At 71.6% G+C, this 17,733-nt stretch carries 2 protein-coding genes; both read right to left on the minus strand.

Annotated elements, in window-relative coordinates; genetic code table 11:
* Positions 1-15: 15 nt before the first annotated feature.
* A complete protein-coding gene (locus LXT23_RS10730) occupies positions 16-11,922 on the minus strand; it encodes an SDR family NAD(P)-dependent oxidoreductase (RefSeq protein WP_253980021.1) in 11,907 nt (3,968 codons plus the stop codon).
* The gene (locus LXT23_RS10735; RefSeq protein WP_253980022.1) at positions 11,919-17,726 is read right to left on the minus strand and encodes a beta-ketoacyl synthase N-terminal-like domain-containing protein; all 5,808 of its coding nucleotides are present in this window, start codon (positions 17,724-17,726) and stop codon (positions 11,919-11,921) included. The genes LXT23_RS10730 and LXT23_RS10735 overlap by 4 nt, the downstream gene beginning before the upstream one ends.
* Positions 17,727-17,733 lie beyond the last annotated feature (7 nt).

The raw sequence follows: 17,733 nt of genomic DNA on the forward strand, positions 1-17,733 counted from the left end.
TCCTTTCGCACGGAATCAGCCGACCCGGGCCCGAGCGCCGCTGACCACGGTCCCCGGTGCCACGGGCATGAGCGCCGCGGGTGGCGGCAGGTAGCCTGCCTCGATGCAGTGCTGGAGGTAGACCGGGACGAGCTGCGCAATCGTCGGGCAGTCGATGCCCACCGCGCCCAGGATGCTCCGCGTATAGGCGCAGTTCGCGTACGAGCTCTCCTCGTAGTGGATCTTCCCGAAGATCTCGACGCCGTACTTGAACATCTCCAGCGTCTGGCTGTCGTACGGCACCTCCGTGCCCTTGCGGAAGATGCGCCGCTCGTTGGCGAGCCGGAAGAACTCGTCGATGGAGGTGAACTGGATGTCGTAGCCGAAGTCGCGGAGGTGGTTGACGACGTCGTAGTACCGGCGGATGTCCGGGTTCGTCAGGTGGTACGTCTCTCGATACGAGGGCCGCCGGAGCGCGAGGTGAATCATCCCCGCGCACACGTAGTCGACGGGCGTGATGTCCCAGTGCACGGGCGACATCATCGACAGCCCCGACTCGATGACCGTCTTGAAGATGTCGTAGTAGACGCCCTTGACGCTGACCTCGGCGAACGGATACCGGCCGGTGGCTCCGTCTCCCATGATGTTGCCGGGACGGAAGATGTTCCAGACGAGCCCGCGCTCCGACGCGGCGTGGATCAGCCTCTCGGCCTGGTACTTCGTCTCCTGGTACGGGAGGTGGTCGTAGCCCTGGCCCAGGTCGAGGTCGCGCTCGGTGAAGGGCGGGTTGTTGAAGTTCAGCCGGTCCCCGAGCGCACTGAAGCTCGACACGTAGACCATGTACCGGTGCTTCGTCAGGAGCGCGAAGTCGATGACCCGGCGCGTGCCCTCCACGTTGATGGGCGCGAGCGCCTCGTAGAAGGTGACCAGGGTCGTCTTGCCGGCCGCATGGAACGTGACATCGGTCTCCGCCGCGAGGCGCGCGTACGCCGCGTCACCGAGCCCGAAGCGGTCGAGCGTGACGTCGCCGAGCACCGGCGTGACGCGCTGGTGGAAGGCCTCGGTGAGCCGTCCCTTCGGGTCATAGGTCTCAAGGAAGTACAGGATGCGCCGCTTCGCCTGCTCGATGGACTCCCCGCGCACGAGGCACGAGATGCGCGCGCTCGTGGTGTCCAGCAGGTCGTGCAGCAGCTTCCCACCGAGCACGCCCGTCACGCCGGTGACGAAGATGCTCTCGACGGGGAACGGCGTCTCCCGGGTGAGCTTCTCCGGAGCACGGGCCTCCGAGGGCACACCCGGAACGGCGGACGGCGCCCCGGCCTGGGGGCTTGTCGCAGCGGGTGCTACCGGCGCGGAGTCCGGCTTGATGTACCCGGCGTCCACGACGTGGCTCACGAAGGAGCGGATGGTGTTGTGCTCCTGCATCGCCGTCGCGGGGACCCGGGCGCCATACAGCTTCATCAGTCGGTTGAGCATCCGGACCGAGGCGACGGAGTCGAACCCGAAGTCGAAGAAGTCCGCGTCGACGTCGAGCTCGGGCTCCGGCAGCTTCGTCAGCTCCGCGAAGATGCTCTTGATCTGCGCCTGGAGGCGGGCGCGGAAGTCACCGTCGCTCACCGGCGGCGACACGGGCGCTACCGGCTCGAGCCGGGCCGGGGCCTGCGGGATGACGGTGGGCGTCTGCGCCACGGGCGCCGGGCCCTGGCGCCGGAACTCCTCGGGGGAGATCCAGTACCGCTCGCGCGCGAAGGGGTAGGCCGGCAGGCTGACGGTGCGGCCGCGCCGCGCGCCACGGAGCTGCTCCCAGTCGATGAGCCACCCCTGGCTCCAGAACTCCGCCAGGCGCGTCAGGTGCCCGCGCTCGTAGAGGTTGCGCAGGTACTCGCGGTCCGGCTCCGTCTCCCCGGGAAGGTCGTCGGTGTCACGGTGCGTGCGCGCCACTCCGGCGAAGGCCTCCTGCGGCTTCCGGCCGCCGGTGAAGTCCTCCAGCCTGGAGACCAGCTCCTCGTGGGACGACGCCACCAGGGCGAGCCGGTGCTCGAAGGCTTCGCGGCCGACCATCAGCGTCCAGGCGATGTCCGCGAGCGGCGTCTTCGCTCCACGCTCCGAGCGGAGGAACCCGAGCAGGTTTCGGGCGGCCTCCTGGAGCCGCTCCTCTCGCCGGGCGGAGAGGAGGATGAGCTGCGGTCCCCCGGGCGCGGCCGTCGCGCTCGCGTGCTCGACGTATTCCTCGAGGACGACGTGCGCATTCGAGCCACCCGCGCCGAACGAGCTCACCGACGCGAGGCGCGGCCGCCCCGGGTCTCCCCCCGCGCCGCGCGGCCAGGGCCTGACGTCGTGGACGAGGTAGAAGGGGCTGGAGTCGAAGTCGATGTTCGGGTTCGGCGTCTCCGAGTGCAGCGAGGGGACGAGCGTCTCGTGCTGGAGCTGGAGCAGCGTCTTCACGATGCCCGCGGCCCCGGCAGCGGCCTCGAGGTGGCCGACGCTCGATTTCGCGGACCCGATGGCGCAGAACCGCCGGTCCTGCGTGTACCGGCGGTACGCCTTCGTGAGCGCGGTGATTTCGATGGGGTCACCGAGCGCGGTGCCGGTGCCGTGGGCCTCCACGTAGCTGAGCCCGCGTGGGTCCACGCCCGCCTGGTCGAGCGCCTCGGTGATGAGCTCCGCCTGCGCGTTCGGGCTCGGCACGCTGAAGCCGTTGGTGCGGCCACCATGGTTGATGGTGCTCGCCCGGATGACCCCGTAGATGCGGTCCCCGTCGTCGCGGGCTTCGTGGAGGGGCTTGAGGATGAGCGAGACGACGCCCTCGCCAGGGACGTAGCCGTCCCCACCCGCGCCGAAGGAGCGGCAGCGCCCGTCACTGGAGGCGAAGCGGCCATGGGCCATGAGGACGTACTTGCCGGGGTGGATGGAGACGTTCACCCCTCCGGCGATGGCATACGCGCACTCGCCGCGCCGCAGGCTCTCACAGGCCAGGTGGATGGCCGTGAGCGAGGCCGAGCAGGCGGTGTCCACCGCGAAGCTCGGGCCGTTGAAGCCGAAGTGGTACGAGACGCGGTTCGGGACGGCCCAGTACCCGGCGATGGGGACATCGATGAAGAAGCTGTACTCGCCATAGATGACTCCGGCGAACACGCCCGCGTCCTTCTTGCCCCGGGCTCGCGCGCTCGCGGCGAGGCGACGGGGCGTGTACCCGGCATCCTCGAGCGCCGCCCACGAGGTCTCCAGGAACAGGCGCTGCTGCGGATCCATCGTCTCCGCTTCCTTCGGAGTGATGTTGAAGAAGCGCGGGTCGAACTTGTCGACGTCGGAGAGGAAGCCTCCCCACTTCGCGTAGGTGGCGCCAGGCTCGTCCCTGTCCTCGCTGAAGTACTGGCGATGATCCCAGCGCTCCTTGGGAACCTCGACGATGGCGTCCTTCCCGGCGAGGAGGTTCGCCCAGAGCTCCTCGTTGTCGCGGGCCATCGGGTAGCGCCCGGCCATGCCGATGATGGCGATGTCCTGGAGGTCCTGCCGCGTCGTGCCACGCATGGGCCGGGGCTCGGCTGCGGGGGCGGGAGGCGCGACAGTTGCCGGTTCGGTGGCCGCGGGCCCACGAGCCGGGAGGGTGGGGCGGCCGTCGAGCAAGGTGAGGAGCCGCTCGGCATGGTGCTGCGCGAAGTACCCGGCCAGGTCGTGGAGGGTCTGGTACTCGAAGAACAGCGTCCTCGGCAGCGCGCCGAAGGTCTCTTCGAGCAGCTTGTTGAGCTTGTTGATGAGGACGGAGTCGATTCCGTAGTCCTGCAGGGGCGTGCGCGAGCGCAGTCGCTCCGGAGGCAGCCGGAAGGACTCGGAGAGCACTCGCTTCAGGTAGTCCTCGGTCCGGCGGCGCAGCTCTCCGTCCGCGACCTGCGGCTCGGGGGTGAAGCGGGGGCTGGTCATGACGAGGGCCTCGGGGGCGCGCGATGGCTGGGGGGCCGGCACGCTCGCGAGGCGCTCCGACAGTTCAGAGAGGGTGGTTCCAACGGAGAAGACATGGGCCCTGAGGTCCGTCCCCAGCTCCCGGTTCAGACGCTCCAGCAGGCCGGCGCGGGTGACCTCGTCGAACCCGAGCTCCTCGGACGGCGCATGGAGGTCGAGCTCTCCGGCGGGGACACTGAGCTGCTCGGCAGCGGCCGAGCGCAGGATGGAGCGGACGCGCTCACCGGGTACGGGAGCGGCCGGGACAGGGGGCGCCTGGACGGGCTGCGACGCCTGCCTGGCGGGGAGCCAGCATTGCTCGGTGGCGAAGGCGTACGTCGGCAGCGGGATGCGCCGTGGCGCCGTGCCCGCATACAGCCCGGTGAAGTCGAACGAGGTGCCGGTCGCCCAGGCGCTGGCGGTCGCGCCCGGCTCGGCGTCGGGCGTGAGGCGCACCCGGTCGGGCTGCGCGTCCGGGTCCGCGGTCCCCCGATACAGCCCCGGCGCGTCCGTACCCGAGGCGACGGCGGCGAGCTTCTCCCGGAGCTCCTCGGTGGACCCGGCCAGGAGCGCCACCCGGTGCTCGAAGGCGGCCCGGCCGGTCTGCAGCGTGGCCGCGACGTCCGCCAGCTCGGCGCCGGGGTGCTGCATCAGGAAGCGTCCAAGCTCCCGGGCGTACTGGCGAAGCGAGTCCTCCGTCCGGGCGGAGAGCGGGAGGAGGGCCTGGGCCGGTGCCCTGCTCGCGCGGGGCCGCGCGTCCGGATGCTCCTCGACGACCAGGTGGCAGTTCGTGCCGCTGAAGCCGAACGAGCTCACCGCCGCGCGACGGGGGCCGTCGCTCGCCCAGTCGCGGAGCTCCGTGTTGACGTAGAACGGCGTCGAGTCGAAGTCGATGAGCCGGTTGGGCGTGCGGAAGTGGAGTGACGGAGGCAGTCGCCGCTCGCGCAGGGCGAGCAGGACCTTGATGAGGCTCGCGACTCCGGCCGCGTGCGACGGGTGGCCGAGGTTCGACTTGATGGAGCCAATCGCGCAGAACTGGCGCCGGTCGGTGTAGCGGCGGAAGGCGGCGGTGAGCGCCTCGAGCTCTATCGGGTCACCCAGCCGGGTTCCGGTGCCGTGCGTCTCGATGTAGCCGAGCGTCTCCGGGCGGATGCCGAAGCGCTCGTACACCTCCACCTCCAGCTCCGTCTGGGAGAGCGAGCTGGGCGCGGTGATGCCGTTCGTCCGCCCGTCCTGGTTGACGGCGATGCCCTTGATGACGCCGTGGATGGGGTCGCCGTCGGCGAGCGCCTTCGCGAGCGGCTTGAGGACGACGACGCCCGCCCCCTCGCCCACCACGAAGCCGTCTGCGGAGTCGTCGAACGCCCTGCAGCGCCCTCCCGGCGAGAGCATCCCGAGCGACGACGCGAGCAGGTGGTACTCGGGCGTCACGAAGACGGAGACGCCGCCGGCGAGCGCCAGGTCGCACTCGCCGCTCGCGAGGCTCTGGCAGGCCTGGTGGAGGGCGACGAGGGATGACGAGCACGCCGTGTCCACGGCGAAGCACGGGCCCTTCAGGTTCAGGTAGTAGGAGACCCGCGCCGGGAGGATGGCGAGGCTGTTCCCGGTGAACACGTGGTGCGAGCCGAACAGCCCGCGCTCGCGGATGAGCGACGCGTAGTCGGACGACGTCGCCCCGACGAAGACGCCACAGCGCGCCCGCGCGAGCCGGCTCGCGTCGAGCCCCGCGTCCTCGAGCGCCTTCCAGCTCTCCTGCAGGAAGATGCGCTGCTGCGGGTCCATGAAGTCCGCTTCGGCGGGGACGATGTTGAAGAAGAGCGGGTCGAACCGGTCGACGTCGGAGAGATAGCCGCCCCACTTCGAGTACGTCTTCTCGAGGACCGGCGGCCACGGCTGGTAGTGCTCGTCAACGCTCCACCGCTCGGCAGGAACCTCCGTCACCGAGTCACGGCCCGCGGCGAGGTTCGCCCACAGCTCACGGTAGTCGCGAGCCCCCGGGAACCGGCCCGACATGCCGATGACGGCGATGTCGAGCGGCTGACCGGGAGCAGGCGGCGACGGGCGTGAAGGCGCGGAGGACGGCTCCGGGGCCATGACTGGCGACGGCGCTTCGACCTGCGCCCGCGCCCCCTGCGACGCCGCGTGGCGGGCCAGTGCCCGCACCGAAGGATGGTCGAACAGCACGGTCGGCTTGAGGGCCAGTCCGAAGCGTGCGTTGACGCGCTCGACGATCTTCACGGCGAGAATCGAGTCGACTCCGTACTCGGAGAAGGACCGCTCGGGCCGGATGTCCTCCAGGCTGGCCCCGAGCCCCTCGGCGACCAGCGCGGTGATGGCGCGCTCCAACCCTTCGGGGCGCTCCTGCCCGGAGGCAGGGGGCGGCCGGGCTGGCACCGTGGACGGCTCGGGCTCGGCGGCGTCGCGCACGGGAAGCACGCCGTCGCTCGCGGCGACGATGACCCGCTGGCTCGGCTCCGCGTCCGCGGAGAGGCCGGGCCCATACGTGGTGAAGCCGCGGAAGCCCGTGCGGCTGAGCGCCTCACGCCAGCCCTCGGCGGACAGCAGGGGCGCATGGCGCAGGCGCCGCTCGGGGTCGCGGTAGCGGTGCCAGCCGTCGAGGAGGCCGAACGTCAGGGCCAGGGCCTCGGTGTTCGTCGTCGCCTCGCTCAGCACCAGGAGCCCGTCAGGGACGAGCAGCTGCTTGATGCGTCCCAGCGCCTCGTCGAGGTCCGCCACCGCATGCACGGCGTTGGCGGAGTAGACCGCGTCGAAGGTGCCCGGAGCGAACCCCTGGGCCATGGGGTCCTTCTCGAGGTCCAGGATGCGGAACCGCGTGAAGGGATACGCCTGGGCGAACGTCTCCCGCCCGTGCGCGACGAAGCCACCCGAGATGTCCGTGTAATGGACCTCGACTTCCACGCCCAGGCGGGAGAGGGCTTCCAGCACGCTGCGGGACGTGCCCCCCGTTCCGGCCCCTACCTCCAGGATGCGGACCGGGCGGCGCCCCGAGGCGGCGCGGAGCCGGACGGCGGACGCGAGGAACCGGGCGACCAGGTCGTTGGTGAAGCCATAGGCCCGGCTGTCCCGGTAGATGGCGCTGGTGAGCTCCAGGCTCGCGTTGGGGAACAGGACGCCGGTCGCGGTACGCGTGCCGCGCAGCGTCTCCGGGTAGGAGTCGAGGCAGGTGTCGACGAGGCGCAGGTAGGGCGTCGTCTCGGGGAACCGTGCGAGGAGCGCGTCGCGCAGTCGCGCGGGCTCCGCCGCCGAGCCGATGACCCGGACCTGCTCCCCCTCGCGCGTGACGGAGCCGTGCCGCTCGAGGATCTCCAGGCACGCGTCGAAGAAGCGGGCGAACGTCTCCCGCACCCCCATCCGCTCCCTCAGCGCCCGGACGGTGGCGGTCTCTCCCTCGCCGGGGAAGCCCATCTGTCGGAACCGCTGATAGAGCGCGGCCGCCGCGTACTGGCCGAGCTGCCGCTGGCCCCGCTCGAGCTCCTCCTCCGTCGGAGTAAGGCTCTTCTCGAAGGCCGCCCGGACCTGGGCGAGGAAGGCCGTGTCAGCGGGAGAGGGCACGGTGGGCACGTCGACCCAGAACCGCTTCCGCTCGAACGGGTAGCCCGGGAGCGGGAGCCGTCGGCGGGGGCCGCCATTGAGCGTGCTCCAGTCCGCGGCCGCGCCTCGGACCCACAGCTCGGCCGTGCCCTCGAGGTCGCCCGCGCGGTAGCGGTCCGCGAGCCGGGTGGCGTCGACTCCTGCCTCCGCGAGCCCCGTGCGGACACCGCCCCCTGTGCCCGCGAGGAACCGCTCGAGTCGCTCCGCCGCCTCGGAGGCGCTCTCCGCGACCAGGGCAAGCCTCGCCTCCAGGGCGGGCCGGCCGACCTGCAGGGTGCGCGCGATGTCCCCGAAGTCGGTCCGGTCCGTGGAGCGCAGAAACCGTGCGAGCCGCGCTGCGTACGCGCGCAGCCGCTCCGGCGAGCGCGCCGACAGGACGAACAGCTCCCGCTCGCGCGCGGGCGCGGCGACGGGAGGGGAGACGTACTCCTCGAGGATGACGTGGGCGTTCGAGCCTCCCGCCCCGAAGGAGCTCACCCCGGCGCGGCGTGGCAGCTCACCTTCCGCGCCCCGCGGGCGGGGCCAGGCCTCGACGACCTGCGGTACTCGGAATGGCGTGGAGGCGAAGTCGATGGCGGGGTTGAGCGTGCCCGAGTGGAGCGAAGGCGCAATCCGCCCGTGACGCAGTTGGAGGAGCGCCCGCGTCACCGCCGCGACGCCCGCCGCCGCTTCCAGGTGCCCGATGTTCGACTTCACCGAGCCGAGCGCCAACGGGCGCGTGCGCCCCGCGAAGGCGCGGCTGAGCCCTACGACTTCAACGGGGTCTCCGAGCGACGTGCCCGTGCCATGGGCCTCGATGTACCCGATGCTGTCGGGGTCGACCTCCGACGCCTCCAGGGCCCGGCGGATGGCGTCGGCCTGCGCGACGGGGTGGGGGACGGTGAAGCCGGCCGCGCGCCCTCCGTGATTGACCGCCGTCCCCCGGATGACGCCGTGGATGGTGTCTCCCTCCGCGAGCGCGCGCTCCAGCGGCTTGAGGAACAGCGCGCCCACGCCCTCGCCAGGGACGTAGCCGTCACCCCCGGCGCCAAACGAGCGGCACCGGCCGTCGGACGACGTCATGTTGAGCCGGCGGAGCAGCAGGTACTTGTCCGGGTGGAGCAGGAGGTTGACGCCGCCGGCAATCGCCGCGTCGCACTCCCCCAGCGCGAGGCTGGTACAGGCCAGATGGAGCGAGGTCAGCGACGAGGAGCAGGCCGTGTCGATGGCCATGCTCGGCCCGACGAAGTCGAAGAAGTAGGAGACTCGGTTCGCCGTCGAGGAGAACAGCGAAGAGGTGGCCACGGGGGCACCCTGGCGCGCGGCGTCCGCGCCGATGAGGCGGTAGTCGCCCCACATGACGCCGACGAACACGCCCACGCGATTCCGGGGCGCCGTGAAGTCCTCCGGCTTGTAGCCGGCGTTCTCCACGGCGGCGTAGGCCGTCTCGAGGAAGAGTCGCTCCTGGGGGTCCAGGAACGCCGCCGTCCCCGGAGGGATGCGGAAGAAGAGCGGGTCGAATCGGTCCACCTCGCCGAGGAACCCGCCGAAGCGGCTCAGCGGCCCACCCTCCGTGGGGTAGGCCTCGGGAGCCCAGCGCTCCGGCGGCACCTCCGTCACGGAGTCCCGCCCGGCCTCCAGGTTCCGCCAGAACTCGTCCAGGTCCGAGGCCCCCGGGTAGCGGCCACTCATCCCCACCACCGCGATGTCGAGCCGCCCGCGCGAGCGCGAGGCGAGCGCCGCGCGCGGAGGGGCGGCTGCACGTTCCTCCCGGTGGAACTCGGGGCGGGCGCGGACCTTCTCCGGCTCGCCCCAGACCACCGCCACCTGCGGCCTGTCTCCGGCGAGGCAGGCTTCGAGGAGGTCCAGCCCCTCCTCGTCGGGAAGGAGGCCCAGCCCCGCTCCCTCGCGGAGGGCCTTCGCCTGGGCAGGAGACACGCCCATGCCTCCGCTCCGCCAGAGTGGCAGGTTCACGCTGACGGTCCGGTGGCGGACCTCTCCCCGGAGCCGTCGTGCCTCGGCCTCCTCGGCGAACGCGTCGAGGAAGCGGTTCGCGGCCGCGTAGTCAGCCTGGCCCGGGTTGCCGGTGACAGCCGACAGCGCGGAGAACAGCGCGACCAGCTCCAGGTCCGCTCCCTCCGCCGCGCGGACCAGGTTCACCGTGCCAGCGAGCTTGGGCCGTGCAATCTCCTCCGCTGCTTCGCGGCGCGCCCCACGGATGAAGCCGTCCCGGAGCACTCCCGCGGCATGCAGGACGGCGTGCAGGGCTCCGAACCGCTCCCGCGCCAGCCGCACCGCGCGTGAGGCGTCCTCCGCTGACGAGACATCGGCGGCGACATAGAGCGCCTCTCCGCCCAGCGCGCGAAGCTCCGCGCAGAACGTCTCTGCCCTGGCGTCGTGTGCCCGCCGACCGGTCAGCACGAGCCGGGCGCCGAGCGTCGCCGCGAGCCGGCGCGCCACGAGGCGTCCGAGCCCTCCGAGGCCTCCGGTGATGAGGACGACGCTCCCGGGGCGCAGGCGCTTCCCGGCCCGAGGCGCCGCGAGGGGCGCGAGCCTGCGCACCTGCCGCGCACCCTGGACGTAGCGCACCTCGGTCTCCGGCGAGTCGAGCGCCGCCTCGCGTGCCGCCACCGCCAGCAGGTTCTGCTCTCCTACGGCATCCACCAGGACGGAACGGAGGGTCGGGCGCGGGAGCTCGAGCCGCGCGGTGCGAGCGAAGCCTCCCAGCGTCGCCGCGAAGGCACGCGAGAGCCCGGCCGTATCGGGATGGAACGCGAACAGCCGGTCGCTCACCGCACCCGCTTCGGAGAGCGCTCGCGCCAGGTCGCGGAAGGGGTGGAGGGTGGCTTCCAGGAAGCGCTCCGCCCGCGCGTCGGCTCCGTAGCCCCACAGGTACAGCACGGCCCCGAAAGACTGGTGCTCGTCCTGGAGCTGACGGAGGAGGCGCGGCAGGTCCTCGGGCGAGGAGGGATTGACGGTGAAGGACTCCCCCGTGCCTCCGAAGCGCTCCCCCCGGCGCACCCGGACGACACGCATCCCCGGAGGCGCTTCGAACCGCGGCTCCCCATCCTCGAAGACGAGCACCTGCTCCAGCGGACGCGGCGTTGCCTCGGGCGCAGCAGCGGGTTCCCAGTCGAACCCGAAGAACATCGCCTCGTCCTTGACGGGCCGCGGTTCGGGGGCCGTCACCGATTGGGCCGTCGGACGCGCCTCGGCGCTGGGGAAGCGGTACTGGTCACCCAGTCCGGCGTCGAGATGCCCGGCGAGGGCGTCGAGGGTCTGGTACTCGAACAGGAGCGTGGGGTAGAGCGCGCGGCCGACGCGCCCCTCCAGCGCCTTCGCGATGCCGAGCAGGTGGGAAGACTCGAGCCCCAGGTCATAGAAGCCCACGGTGGGCGTGACCTGCTCGCGCGGGAGGTGGCCGATTGCCGTCACCAGCTCGCTGAGGTCCTGGACGATTCGCTCCCGGCGCGTCGCCGCGGGAGCGAGGCTGGGGGCACTGGCTTCCGGAGCACTGGCAGGACGCGCGTCCGTGGAGGCCGGGCGCGTCACCGGCGCTGTCAGCCTCCGGATGAGGCCGTCGCCTCGCACGCGCTTCACCGTGAGCCGGTCGAGCTCCGCGATGAGCCTCCCGTCCGCGTCGTACATCCGCAGGTCGGTTTCGAGCACATCACGCTCGCGTGCGGCCGCACCCGCGCGCGTCTCCACATACACCTTCGTCCCCGAGCGCCCCCACGCGCGGAACGCCTGGACGAACATCGGGATGTAGGCGCTCCCGGCCTCGACGTCGGACTCCGGGTCGATGAAGGGGATGATGGTCGACGTGTCGAGGAACGCCGGATGGAGGAAGAACTCGTCCTTCCGGCGCAGGGCGGCTTCGCCCAGCTCCAGCTCCGCGATGACGCGGTCGCCCAGGCGGTGCACCCGGCCCCGGGTCCGCATGAAGTCACGGTGCTGGATGCCCAGGCGCTCCGTCCGCTCGTAGATGGCATCGACCGGTGTGGCAGACCGGCTGCTGCCCTGGAGCGCGACGACGTCGAGCGTCTGCGCCAGCCGGTTCGACGGCTTCGCCTGGATGGAGCAGGACGCGATGGCTTCCTCACTGGCGCCAAGCTCCTGGCCGTCCTTCTCCCGTCGGGAGCTGATGCGGACGCGGACGCCGTCGCCCACCTGCTCCGAGCGGAAGAAGATGCGCTGGTCGAAGCCCTCCGACAGCGCGACCGGCGTCTCGAAGAGGATGTCCCGCAGCTCCAGCCGCGCGGGTTCGACTCCGCCCGCCTGGGCAATGCGGCAGAGCCCGTCGAGGTACACGACGCCCGGGAGGATCCTCACCCCGTGGACGCGGTGGTCCCGCACGACGGCGTCATCGAAGCGGAGCAGCGTCTGGACACTGGGAATCACGATGCGCGTCATGGTGCTTTTGCGTCCGTCGAAGAGAGAGGGCCCGGCCGCTCGCCCACGAGGGGCTCGAAACGCAGGAGGGGGGCGTCATGGGTGGGTGGCACGGCCGCGATGGGAACGACCGTGTCGGTCCGCCGCCGTGCTGGAAGGAGATAGCTGCGCTTCGTGAACACCGGAGCGGGGAGGGGCGCACGGCGGGGCGAGTCCATCCCCACGTGCTCCTCGAGGACCATGTGGCAGTTCGTCCCGCCGAAGCCGAAGGCGCTGATGCCCGCACGCCGCGGCCGCCCGTCGGGCGCGGCCCACGGGCGAAGCTCGCGGTTGACGTAGAACGGCGACTGCTCGAAGGCGAAGCGCGGGTTCGGCCGCTCGCAGTGCAGGCTGGGGGGAAGCTGCTTCCGCTCCAGCGAGAGCGCGGTCTTCACCAGCCCCGCGACTCCAGCGGCGGACAGCAGGTGCCCGATGTTGGTCTTCACGCTGCCGACCGCGCAGAACCCCCGGGCGTCCGTCTGGCGCCGGAACACCGTGGCCAGCGCCTTCAGCTCGATGGGGTCGCCAATCATCGTCCCCGTCCCGTGCGCCTCGACGTAGGAGATGTCCGCCGCGGAGAGGCCGCTCTTCGCGAGCGCCGCCTCGATGACCTCGACCTGCGCCTCCATGTTGGGCGTGGTGATGCCCATGGTGCGCCCATCGTTGTTCACCGCCGAGCCCCGGATGACGGCATGGACGCGGTCACCGTCGCGGAGCGCATCGTCCAGGCGCTTCAGCACCAGCGCGCCCGCTCCTTCGCCGGGGACGAAGCCGTTGGCGCGCTCGTCGAAGGTGTGGCAGCGCCCGTCGGGCGAGAGCGCACCCGCGGCGCTCAGCGTCAGGTAGGTGACCTCGTCCAGCATCAGGTCGACGCCGCCCGCCACGGCCGCGTCGACCTCCCCGTCGCGGAGCGCCTGACAGGCCAGATGGACGCTGACGAGCGACGACGAGCAGGCGCTGTCGACCACCAGGTTGTTGCCGCGCCAGTTGAAGAAGTCGGAGATGCGGGCGCCGATGAAGTTCTGCCCGATGCCGACGATGGTGCCCTTCTCCGGCTGCTCCACCCGGTTCAGGTAGTTGCCGGAGCGGGTGCCCACGTAGACGCCCACCCGGCGGTTCGACAGCTCCTCGCGCGAATAGCCGGCGTCGAGCGTGGCGAGGAGGGTGGTCTCCAGCATCAGCCGCTGCAGCGGGTCCAGCTGCGGCGCGAGCGCTTCACTGACGCGGAAGTACGCCGGGTCGAACAGGTCGATGCCCTCGACGAAGCCGCCCCACCTGCTGTTCGTACGGCCCGGTCCCGGCTCCGGCGAGTAGAACTGGCCCGGGTCCCAGCGCTCGCGCGGAACCTCCTGGATGGAGCACACGCCGCGAGCGAGGTTCTCCCAGAAGCGCTCCTTGTCCGGAGCACCCGGGAAGCGGCAGGCCATTCCGACGATGGCGATGGCCGTCGTCCTGTCCGGTGACACGGCCTCACGCGGGGCGGAGGTGCTTGCTGCCTGCGCGGCGGGTCGGGGCTTCGCCGGAGGTGGAACGGTCGGCGGGAGCTGGCGCGGTCCGGTGGCGGCGAAGCGCTCCGGGTGGCGCTCGGCGAGGAACGCGGAGAGGGAGTCGAGCGTCGGGTGCTCCAGCAGGAAGCCTGGCTCGAACGCGACGCCAATGACCTTCTCGATCTGCTTCACCGCGGAGGCGATGAGGACCGAGTCCGCGCCGTACTCCTCGAAGCGGACATCTCCCCGGAAGCGCTCAGGTGCGAGCTTCAGCTCGGCCGAGAAGATGCGCAGGAGCGCCTCGTACGCGGCGGCGCGCCCTCCTGTTCCACCGGAGGTGGGGACAGCAGCGGGCGGCTCCTGCCTGGAGGGTCGCGGCGTCGGCGCTGGCGCGGAGAAGCCGAGCAGGGCTCCCGAGTCCAGCATGGGCGTGCCAACACACGGAAGGACGACGGGCTCCCCCGTGACTCCGAGGGCTCCGTCGAGCAGGGCGAAGCCCTGCTGCACGGTGAGCGCGGCGAGCCCGGCACCGCGATACGCGTCGGTCGTCGCCTCGCCAAAGCCCGTGTCGCGGAACGAGGGCCAGTTGAACGAGCGGAACCAGGTCCGGCCCCGTCGGTGCTGGTGCTCCGCGAAGCGGTCCAGGAACGAGTTCGCGAGCGCATAGTCCGACAGCCCCACCGCGAGGCTGGGGATGACGGCGGACACGGAGGAGAAGAGGACGAAGAAGTCCGGGCGCTCGTCCTCGAGCAGGTCCGCCAGGACGCGGGTGCCTTCCAGCTTCGGCTCCAGCACCCGCTCGATGCCCCGGCGAGTCTTGTGGAGGAAGGCCGGACTCTCGTCGGAGACGGCGCCCGCGCAGTGGAGGACTCCGGCGATGGGACCCAGCGAGCTGCGCACCTCGCCGAAGAAGCGCCGGAGCGCGGTGCGGTCGGTCATCGGCCCGGTATGGAGGAGCACCGTCGCGCCATGCGCCTCCAGGTCCTGGATGGCCCGCACCTTCCGTGCGTCAGCCGAGTCCTCGGCTGCGAGGCGGGCCCACTCCGAGCGCGGGGGCAGCGCCTGCGCCCCGAGGAGCGCGAGCTGGCGTGCGCCGCGCTCGACGAGCATCCGCGCGAAGGCCGCTCCGAGCCCGCGCGTCCCGCCCGAGATGACGTAGGCACGGTCGGGAGTGACCGAGAGCGCCGGCACGAGTGGAACCTCGCGGAGCGCGAGCAGCTCCCGCTGTCCGTTCCGGTACCGGGCCTGTCGCTCATCCGCCACGCCTCCGGTGGAGGACGGGCTTCGAGCCGCCTCGAGGGCGAGCAAGGCGAACAGCCGCTCGGGGTCCAGGTCTCCACGCTCGACGTCGATGCTGCGCGCGGTGACCCCGCGATACTCTCCCGCGATGGCCGTCACGAGCCCGTGCAGCGGCGCGCCGGCCAGGGTCTCCCCGGAGAGCAGGCCCGCCGTGACATGGAGCAGGAGGAACGGCGCCGCGCCACGCTCCGCCAGGGCGCCCTGGATGAATCCCATCCTCCCGTAATCGACCCGGCCTCCATCGTCGGCGCGGGTGAGGTCACAGAGGTCCAGCACGCCTTCGAGGCCACTCGCATGGCTGAACAGCTCCCGGGCCAGCGCGGCGCCGGCCTCGAGGTCGTCGCGGTCGAGCGCCGGATGCCCGGAGACCAGGGGCCGGGCGACGCGTCCGACCTCGATGCGGTGGAGCCCCTCCGGAACGAGCCGGGCCAGTGCGCGCCGGAGCGGCTCGGGCGCGGAGGCGTCGTGGAGGACGACGAGGCGCCGGTTCGACAGCGGCGCTGAGGGTCCGGTCAGCGGCGCCGCATGCCACTTCCTGGCGAGGCAGCTCAGGCGAGGGGCCGGTGCGTCCGCGACAGGCTGTGGCGCGTTGCCTTCTTTCTTCGCTCCCGGAGGGACTTCCTCGAACCAGTAGCGCTCACGGGCGAAGGGGTAGGTGGGGAGTGGGATCCGCCGACCGCTGTCCCTCCGGAGCTGGCTCCAGTCAATCTCGGAGCCCGAGGTCCAGAACGCCGCGAGCCGGTCGAGCTTCCCGCTCTCGAACAGCATGCGGACATAGGCCTGGTCGTCAGCATCGGCCCCGCGCAGGCGCGCCGGACCCGCGTTCTCGGCTCCCGCGTACACGCCGTCCGCGAGCTCGCCGCGCTCGACGAAGGCGGCGAGCCTGGTGCGCAGCTCGTCATGGTCCCTCACGAGCAGCGCGAGCCGCTCCGGCATGGGCTCGCGGGCGACCTGGAGCGTGAAGGCGAGCTCGCCCAGCGGCGGCCGATGCTCGGTGAGCAGCTCCAGGTACTGGGCGGCCTGCTCGCGCAGGCGCTCGCGGTTCTTCGCGGAGAGCAGGACGAGCTCACGCTGCGCGGAGAGGGGCGCCTCGCTTCGGCGGCTCGAGACGTACTCCTCCAAAACTACGTGCCCGTTGGAGCCTCCCGCGCCGAAGGAGCTCACCGCGGCGCGCCGTGGCACCTCCATCCCGTCTGTATCGACGGGACGCCGCCACTCCATGGACTCACGGACGACGTGGAAGGGCGTGCTGGCGAAGTCGATGTGGGGGTTGGCGGGCGTGCTGTGCAGGGACGGCACGAGCGTCCGGTGCTCCAACTGCAGGAGCACCTTGGTCAGGGCGGCAATGCCCGCCGCGGACTCCAGGTGCCCGATGTTCGACTTCACCGAGCCGATGGGGCACACGCCCGACCCCGGCATGTGCTCGCGGAACGCTTGCGAGAGCCCGGCAATCTCGATGGGGTCACCGAGGGCCGTTCCCGTCCCATGGGCTTCGATGTAGCTGATGGTGCCGGGCTCGACTCCAGAGCGCTCCAATGCGCGGCGGATGAGCGCGGCCTGGGCGTTCGGGTTGGGCACGGTGAAGCCGCTCGCATGGCCGCCGTGGTTGATGGCGGTTCCCTTGATGACGGCGTAGATGTGGTCCCCGTCGCGCTCCGCATCCTCGAGGGTGCGCAGCACCACGGCGCCGACCCCTTCACCGGGGACGTAGCCGTCTCCGCCGGCTCCGAAGCTGCGGCACCGTCCGTCGCTCGACACGAAGCGGCCCTGGCTGAGCGCCAGGTACTTGTACGGGTGGGTGGACAGATTCACTCCGCCCGCCAGCGCCAGCCGGCAGTCGCCGCTTCGCAGGCTCTCGCAGGCGAGGTGGAGCGCGGTCAGCGAGGACGAGCACGCCGTGTCCACCGCGAGGCTCGGGCCCTGGAGGTCGAAGAAGTACGAGACGCGATTCGCGATGCTCCAGTGCGCGGAGGTCGGCAGCGGGCCATGGCCCAGGCGCGCCTCCTCGGCGCCGTAGAGCTGGTAGTTGCTCCACATCACCCCGACGAAGACGCCCGCCTCCTCAGGACGGAGGCCGCTGCGGCGCATCCCGACCCGCGTGTAGCCGGCGTCCTCGAGCGCTCCCCAGGCGGTCTCCAGGAAGAGGCGCTCCTGTGGGTCGAGGAGCTCCGCCTCCCGGGGCGACACGTTGAAGAAGAGCGCGTCGAACTTGTCGATGTCATCGAGGAAGCCGCCCCACTTGCTGTAGGTGCCGCCCGGCTTCTCGCGGTCGGGGTCGAAGTAGCGCGAGTGGTCCCAGCGGTCTCGCGGAACCTCCGTGATGCAGTCACGGCCCTCCGCCAGCAGCCGCCAGTACTCGCGGAGGTTGCGCGCGCCCGGATACCGGCCGCTCACGCCGACAATCGCGATGTCGGCCGCGGCCGAGGCGCGATGAGGCCGTTCGCGCACGGGGGGCGAAAGTGTGCGCATCGGACGGAGCGGCGCGGGAGCGGGAGCGGCCGTCACCGTGGCCGGCACCCGCGGGGCGGGCTCCGGCTCGCGGGGCGTTTGCTGCGGCGCCGCCGCCTCGGCAGGCCGCGTGTCGAGCAGCTCGCGCAGGCGGTCGGCGTGGTGCTCCGCGAAGTACGCCGCGAGGGCCTCGAGGTTGCCGTGCTCGAAGAAGATGGTCGGGAACAGCTCCAGGCCCAGCTCACGCTCGAGCGCCTTCGTCGCCCCGAGGAGGGAGGCCGAGCTGGCGCCCAGGCTCATGAAGCCCCGGTCCGCCGCGATGTCTCCACTGAGCTGGAGGACGCGCCGGAGCCGTTCCTCCAGGAACCGGCGGACGCGCAGCTCGTAGCGCTCTTCCCCCTTGGCTCCGCTGGCCTGCACGCGCGAGGGCTCGACGACGGCCGCAGGGGGAGTCGACGCCCCTTCGAGCTCGGAGAGGAGCTCCATGGCCGCCTCGACCGAGAGCTCCCGCCGTGCGACGCGCTCGTAGATGTCTCGTTCGGTCAGCCTCATACCTGTG

Origin of the sequence: Pyxidicoccus xibeiensis, from assembly GCF_024198175.1 — a bacterium.
Taxonomy (GTDB): domain Bacteria; phylum Myxococcota; class Myxococcia; order Myxococcales; family Myxococcaceae; genus Myxococcus; species Myxococcus xibeiensis.

Coding starts and splice junctions, on each gene's coding strand:
- LXT23_RS10730 (WP_253980021.1), bottom strand. CDS start 11,922: ATGACGCGCATCGTGATTCCCAGTGTCCAGACGCTGCTCCGCTTCGAT.
- LXT23_RS10735 (WP_253980022.1), bottom strand. CDS start 17,726: ATGAGGCTGACCGAACGAGACATCTACGAGCGCGTCGCACGGCGGGAG.